This is a genomic window from Actinomadura sp. GC306 (assembly GCF_004348665.1).
Classification (GTDB): Bacteria; Actinomycetota; Actinomycetes; order Streptosporangiales; family Streptosporangiaceae; genus Spirillospora.
On sequence record NZ_SMKM01000342.1, the window covers coordinates 1 to 6,333 of the forward strand.

At 71.1% G+C, this 6,333-nt stretch carries 7 protein-coding genes; 3 read left to right on the forward strand and 4 right to left on the reverse strand.

Annotated features, from left to right (window positions below; genetic code table 11):
- Window positions 1-289 precede the first annotated feature (289 nt).
- Window positions 290-1,429 carry a P-loop NTPase gene (locus E1200_RS30070; RefSeq protein ID WP_131955469.1) on the reverse strand — a complete coding sequence of 380 codons (1,140 nt, stop codon included), beginning with the start codon at window positions 1,427-1,429 and terminating at the stop codon, window positions 290-292.
- An 86-nt stretch (window positions 1,430-1,515) separates the two neighbouring features.
- On the opposite strand from E1200_RS30070, the gene E1200_RS30075 reads away from it, so the two are divergent.
- Window positions 1,516-1,950: a MarR family transcriptional regulator gene (locus E1200_RS30075; protein ID WP_243708943.1), complete on the forward strand. Its 435-nt coding sequence runs from the start codon at window positions 1,516-1,518 to the stop codon at window positions 1,948-1,950.
- On the opposite strand, the gene E1200_RS30080 is transcribed toward E1200_RS30075, so the two are convergent.
- The gene (locus tag E1200_RS30080) at window positions 1,947-2,432 is read right to left on the reverse strand and encodes a DUF1003 domain-containing protein (RefSeq protein ID WP_131955470.1); all 486 of its coding nucleotides are present in this window, start codon (window positions 2,430-2,432) and stop codon (window positions 1,947-1,949) included. The genes E1200_RS30075 and E1200_RS30080 overlap by 4 nt on opposite strands.
- Complete coding sequence (locus E1200_RS30085) at window positions 2,432-3,730, reverse strand: CBS domain-containing protein (RefSeq protein WP_131955471.1); 1,299 nt, start codon at window positions 3,728-3,730, stop codon at window positions 2,432-2,434. Before E1200_RS30085 ends, E1200_RS30080 begins: the two co-directional genes overlap by 1 nt.
- Before the next feature lie 127 nt (window positions 3,731-3,857).
- Between E1200_RS30085 and E1200_RS30090 the strand changes: the two genes are divergently transcribed.
- Entirely contained in the window at window positions 3,858-4,745 is an 888-nt protein-coding gene (locus E1200_RS30090; protein WP_131955473.1) for an RNA polymerase sigma-70 factor, read from the forward strand.
- On the opposite strand, the gene E1200_RS30095 is transcribed toward E1200_RS30090, so the two are convergent.
- The gene (locus E1200_RS30095) at window positions 4,742-5,245 is read right to left on the reverse strand and encodes a hypothetical protein (RefSeq protein WP_131955475.1); all 504 of its coding nucleotides are present in this window, start codon (window positions 5,243-5,245) and stop codon (window positions 4,742-4,744) included. The two genes, E1200_RS30090 and E1200_RS30095, sit on opposite strands and share 4 nt — an antisense overlap.
- Before the next feature lie 53 nt (window positions 5,246-5,298).
- Here E1200_RS30095 and E1200_RS30100 point away from each other — a divergent pair, with 53 nt between their 5' ends.
- Window positions 5,299-6,240 (forward strand): CoA ester lyase, encoded by a 942-nt coding sequence (locus E1200_RS30100; RefSeq protein WP_131955477.1) that lies wholly within the window; start codon window positions 5,299-5,301, stop codon window positions 6,238-6,240.
- The last annotated feature ends 93 nt before the right edge of the window (window positions 6,241-6,333 follow it).

A 6,333-nucleotide genomic window follows, 5' to 3' on the forward strand; every position in this document is an offset into this window, starting at 1 on the left:
ACCCCCCCGTGACGCGCGAGGAGCCGTTTCCCGATCCGCTCCGCGTCTCGTGAAACGGCTCCTCGCGCGGCGGGTCGCGCGACTTCCGGGCGCTGAGCGCCCTCCAGCCGCGCGACCCGTGGGGTGATCATGCAGGTGGGCGATTCCGTGGAAACTTCACCCGCTCTGCAGTGCGCGAAAGGTCTGTGCGGGTCCGCTTCAATCCGCGTATGCGTGCAAGCCACTTGCGTCGTAATGCGTGAGCGGCCCTCCAGGAACGGGGGTCCCTAGAGGGCCGCCTTTTGGGGTTTTACTTGCGCTTTGGGGAGATGCCCAGGGACATTCCTGCCAGGCCGCGGCTTCGGCCGCCCAGGGTGTCGGCGATTGTGCGTAGTTCCTTTGCGGCGCCTGCGTCCGGGTCTGAGAGCACCAAAGGCGCGCCCTGGTCGCCGCCCTCTCGGAGGCGTGGGTCGATCTGGACCTGGCCCAGGAGCGGGACACGGGTGCCCAGGGTCTTCGTCAGGGCGTCCGCCACCGTCCGGCCGCCGCCCTCGCCGAAGATGTACTGCTGCTCGCCGCAGTGCGGGCAGGACAGGTACGACATGTTCTCGATGACGCCGACGACCTGCTGGTGGGTCTGCGCGGCGATCGCGCCGGCGCGTTCGGCCACCTCCGCCGCCGCCTGCTGCGGGGTGGTGACCACGAGGATCTCCGCGGAGGGCAGGAGCTGCGCGACGGAGATCGCGATGTCGCCGGTGCCGGGCGGGAGGTCCATCAGGAGGATGTCGAGGTCGCCCCAGTAGACGTCCGCCAGGAACTGCTGGAGGGCGCGGTGCAGCATCGGGCCGCGCCACACGACCGGCTGGTTTCCCGCGGTGAACATGCCGACGGAGATGACCTTCACGCCGTGCGACACCGGCGGCATGATCATGTCCTGGACCTTGGTGGGCGAGGTGTCGACGCCGAGCATCCGCGGGACGGAGTGGCCGTAGATGTCGGCGTCCACCACGCCGACCTTGCGGCCCTGCGCGGCGAGCGCGGCGGCCAGGTTCACCGTCACCGACGACTTGCCGACGCCGCCCTTGCCGCTCGCGACCGCGTACACCTTGGTCAGCGAGCCGGGCTTGGCGAACGGGATCTCCTTGGCGGGCTCGCCGCCGCGCAGTTTGGTCTGCAGGTCCTTGCGCTGCTCCTCGCTCATCACGTCGAGCTCGACCTGCACCGAGGTCACGCCGTCGAGTCTGGAGACGGCCTCCGTGACGTTCTTGGTGATCGTGTCCTTCATCGGACAGCCGGCCACGGTCAGGTAGATGCCGACGCGGACGGTGCCGTCCGCGTCGATGTCGACGCTCTTGACCATGTCGAGCTCGGTGATGGGCTTGCGGATCTCAGGATCGTTCACGGTTGCGAGCGCCGCGGTCACCTGCTCGGTCGTCAACTGGGAGGCCATGCGTCCATGGTACGAACCCGAAGCAAAACCGAGGTATCCGGGTGGCCGCCCTCACAAGGGCATCGCGCCGCCGTACCATCAGGGGCGTGACCACCAGCGCCGTCTCGGCCGCCGAATTGCTCGTCTGGCGCACGATGCTCCGAGTCCAGGCGCGGATCTCCCGCCGCGTGCAGGCCGATCTGCTGGCCGAGCACGATCTGCAGCTCGGTTCCTACGAGGTGCTCGTGCACCTCGGCGAGGCCGGGCGGCTCCGCATGAACGACCTCGCCGACCGCGTTCTGCTGTCGCGCAGCGGCCTGACCCGGCTCGTCGACCGGCTGGAACGGGACGGGCTCGTCACCCGGCAGACATGCGCGAGTGACGCGCGGGGCCTGTACGCCGCGCTGACGGCGGCCGGGCGGGTCCGGCTCGACGAGGCCACTCCCACCTATCGGCGGAGCGTCCGTGACTATGTGCTGAGCCGGTTGGACGAGCCCGACCTGCGGGCCCTGCAGGAGATCCTGGAAAAGCTCGCCGACTAGGCGGCGGGGTCTTTCGTGTCCCGGTCCTTCAGTGCCTGTTGCAGTTCTGAGCGCAGGAAGTCCCGGGTCACCACCTCGCTCAGGGCCACTCGCAAGCCCGCGATCTCCCGGGTCAGGTACTCGGTGTCGGCGATGGTGCGTTCGCTCTGCGCCCGGTCCTGCTCGTACTGGACGCGGTCCCGGTCGTCCTGCCGGTTCTGCGCCAGCAGGATCAGCGGCGCGGCGTAGGACGCCTGGATCGACAGGATCAGCGTCAGGAAGATGAACGGGTACGGGTCGAACTGCAGGGACGCCGGCGCGAACATGTTCCACGTCATCCACACCGCGATGAACACGGTCAGGTAGACGAGGAACCTCGCCGTGCCCAGGAACCGCGCGATGCGTTCCGACAGCCGGCCGAAGGACTCGGGATCGTAGTGCGGGACGAGGGTCCGGCGGATCTCCCTCGGCTGGTCCAGGCGGGGCATCTGGCGTGTCGTCATCACATCTTCCCCCGGAGAGCCTCTTCCTCTGGATCGGCCGACTCGTCGGCGCCGGCGTCCATCAGCGACTCCCGCCAGTCCACCGGCAGCAGGTGGTCGAGGACGTCGTCGATGGTCACCGCGCCGAGCAGATGGCCGTTCTCGTCCACGACGGCGCCCGCGACGAGGTTGTAGGTGGCAAGGAACATCGCGACGTCCTCCAGCGACATCGTGGGCCGGAGCTGGTCGAGCCCGGTGTCCACGATCCCGGCGACGAGCGTCGGCGGCGGCTCCCGCAGGAGCTTCTGGAAGTGGACCGTCCCCAGGTACTGGCCGGTGGGCGTCGCGGTCGGCGGCCGGCACACGTACACCTGCGCGGCCAGCGCCGGGTTCAGGTCGGGCCGGCGGATCAGCGCGAGCGCCTCGGCGACCGTGGCGTCCGGGGGGACGATGACCGGGTCGGTCGTCATCAGGCCGCCGGCCGAGTAGTCCTCGTAGGTCAGCAGCCGCCGGACGGGCGCCGCGTCCTGCGGCTCCATCAGCGTCAGCAGCTGCTCGCGCTGCTCGGTCGGCAGGTCGCCGAGCAGGTCGGCGGCGTCGTCGGGGCCCATCGCCTCCAGCACGCGCGCGGACCGGTTCACGCCGAGCTTGCCGAGGATCTCGATCTGGTCGTCCTCGGGCAGCTCCTCCAGGACGTCGGCGAGCCGCTCGTCGTCCAGCGCGAGCGCGACCTCCGCCCGCCGCTTCTCCGACAGCTCGTGCACGACGTTGGCGAGGTCGGCGGGCTTCATCCCCTCGAACGCGGCGATCAGCGCGGCGGCGCCCTGCCCGTGCTCGACGGCGGAGAAGCCCTCCACCGCGTCCCAGTCCAGGACGATCGTCTCACCGCGTTTGCGCAACCCGCGGCCCCGCCGGCGGCGGACGGCGACCTTGTTGACGATCCAGTCCCGGGTGCGGGTCGGCTCCATCGCCACGTCCACGACCGAGACGCTCTCGCCGTCGTCGCGGAACCGGACCGTGCGGTCCAGCATCTCGGCGATCACCAGCGTCTCGGAGTCGCGCTTGCTGAACCGCCGCACGTTCAGCCGGCCGTCGAAGACGACCGCGTCCGCCTCGATGAGGGTCACCCGCGTGATCGGCAGGAACACGGTCCGCCGCGACGCGACCTCCACCACCAGGCCGAGCACCCGCGGCGGGCGCGGTGCGAGCCGCATCGCCACCACCACGTCCCGGATCCTGCCGACCTGGTCGCCGGCCGGATCGAACACGGCGACGCCCGCGAGCCGGGCGATGAAGACCCGTGATGGAGCTCCGCTCATGGCGAGGACACTACCCATGATCTCCTTTCTGATCCGGGCCCGTTGGGCGATATAGGACACGTGGGAGGTTTGTGGCTCGCTTCCTGTGTTCGGGGGGTGCGTCCCGGTGGCGTGAAAGGGTGGCGGGATGAGGGACGCGTTCGAGGAGCACCGCAAGCTGCTGTTCGCCGTGGCGTACCGGATGCTGGGCACGGTCGCCGACGCGGAGGACGCCGTCCAGGACGCGTGGCTCCGCTGGTCCGCGAAGGACCGCCCGGACGTCGCCGACCCCAAGGCGTACCTCGTCCGCATCACCACCAACGTGGCGCTCGACCGGCTGCGCTCGGCGCAGGCGCGGCGCGAGACCTACGTCGGGCCGTGGCTGCCCGAGCCGATGCTGACCTCCCCGGACGTCGCCGAGGACGCCGTGCTCTCCGAGTCGGTGTCGATGGCGATGCTCGTCGTGCTGGAGACGCTGAGCCCCCTCGAACGGGCCGTGTTCGTCCTCAAGGAGGTGTTCGGCTACCCGTACGCGGAGATCGCCGAAGCGCTCGACCGGTCGGAGGCGTCGGTGCGGCAGCTCGGCTCCCGCGCCCGCAAGCACGTCGCGGAGCGGCACACCCGCTTCGAGGCGGACGGCGGCGAGCGGCGCAGGGTCACCGAGCGGTTCTTCGACGCCGTCCTCGGCGGCGACGTCAACCGGCTCATGGAGGCCCTCGCGCCGGACGTGACGCTGTGGACGGACGGCGGCGGCAAGGTCCGCGCGGCGCGGCGCGTCATCCACGGCGCCGACAAGGCCCTCCGCTGGCTGTCCGGGATCATGGGCCAGCCCTACGGGGGCGTCGAGCCCGCCGACATGCGGTGGCGGCACGTCGACCTCAACGGCGAACCGGCCCTCGTCGTGGACGGCCCCGGCGGCCCGCTGGCCGCGGTCACCGTCGACATCGACGGGACCGGCCGGATCCGGGCCGTCCATATGGTCGCCAACCCCGACAAGCTCCGGACCGTCGCCGAAGGCCGCCGGCCGCTCGGCTAGCGGTCGACGCGGCGGCGCTTGCCGCCGAAGAGGCGCGGCGCGGGGCCCGCGGTCGTCGCGGGCGTCGGCACGGGCCGGACGGACGCGTACCCGTCGGTGGACTCGGTGACCGGCAGCACGGGAGTGAGCCGGACGATCCACGACTCGGTCGCCCACCGCTCCACCTGGCCGGCGTGGGACGCGGCGTTGAGGCGGGCCTTGGCGAGCAGCGGCGCCACGGCGTCCCACCGCTCGGTGCCCGGCTCGACCGGCTCGGCGTCGGCGACGAACGAGACGAGCCGGCCGCCCTTGTCCTTGCTGCGCAGGATCACCGTCACCTGCGCGGACTCCGGCAGGCCCGGCAGCGGCTGCTCGCCCTCTCCGCCGGTCAGCACGTAGGCGGAGCCCTCGTGCCACACGTGCCAGGCCGCCCTCGGCTGCCGCAGGCCGGGGAGGTCCAGCCACAGGAGGTCGGACTTCTTGGCCGCCTCCTCAACCAGCGCCCAGTTCAGCTCAGGCATGCCCGTCACCCATGAAGGAAAGGGTCTCACACCGGTCGGTAGCATCCGGGGCCATGCGCTCACGTCGTACCACGCTCGCGGTCCCCGGCAGCAATGCCCGCTTCATCGAGAAGGCGCAGGGGCTTCCCGCGGACGAGATCTTCCTGGACCTGGAGGACGCCGTCGCGCCGTCCGCGAAGCAGGAGGCCCGCGCGACGGTCGTCGCGGCGCTCAACGAGGGCGACTGGTCCGGCAAGACCCGCGTGGTGCGCGTCAACGACCTGGAGACCCACTGGGCCTACCGCGACGTGATCGAGGTCGTCGAGGGCGCCGGCGCCGCCCTCGACGCGATCATGCTGCCGAAGGTGTCGGACGCGTCGCACGTCCAGTGGCTCGACCGGCTGCTCACCCAGATCGAGCGGGCGACGGACCTGCCGGTCGGCCGCATCGGCATCGAGGCGCAGATCGAGGACGCCCGGGGCCTGGCCGGCATCGACGCGATCGCGGCGTCCTCGCCCCGGCTGGAGACGCTCGTCCTCGGCCCCGGCGACCTGATGGCGTCGCTCAACATGGGCACGCTCGTCGTGGGGGAGCAGCCGCCCGGCTACACCGAGGGCGACGCCTACCACTACATCCTGATGCGCATCCTCGTCGCCGCCCGCGCCAACGACCTGCAGGCCATCGACGGGCCCTACTTCAACGTCCGCGACGTGGAGGCGTTCACGCGGGTCGCGCGGCGGTCGGCGGCGCTGGGGTTCGACGGGAAGTGGGTGCTGCATCCGTCCCAGATCGAGGCCGGGAACGCGGTGTTCTCCCCGTCCCAGGAGGACTACGACCACGCCGAGCTGATCCTCGAAGCCTACGACCACTACGTGCGCGTCGAGGGGCGCGGCGCCGCCGTCCTCGGCGACGAGATGATCGACGAGGCGTCCCGCAAGATGGCTCTGGTCGTCGCCGCCAAGGGCCGCGCGGCCGGGCTGGAGCGCACGAAGCGTTTCGACCCCCCGGGGAACTGACCGCCCGTACGATTCGTCCACGGATGTAAGGGCTTCGGGAGGGCCGAACGTGTCAGAACCAGGGGATGCCGACCGCTGGGCCCCACCGGACTC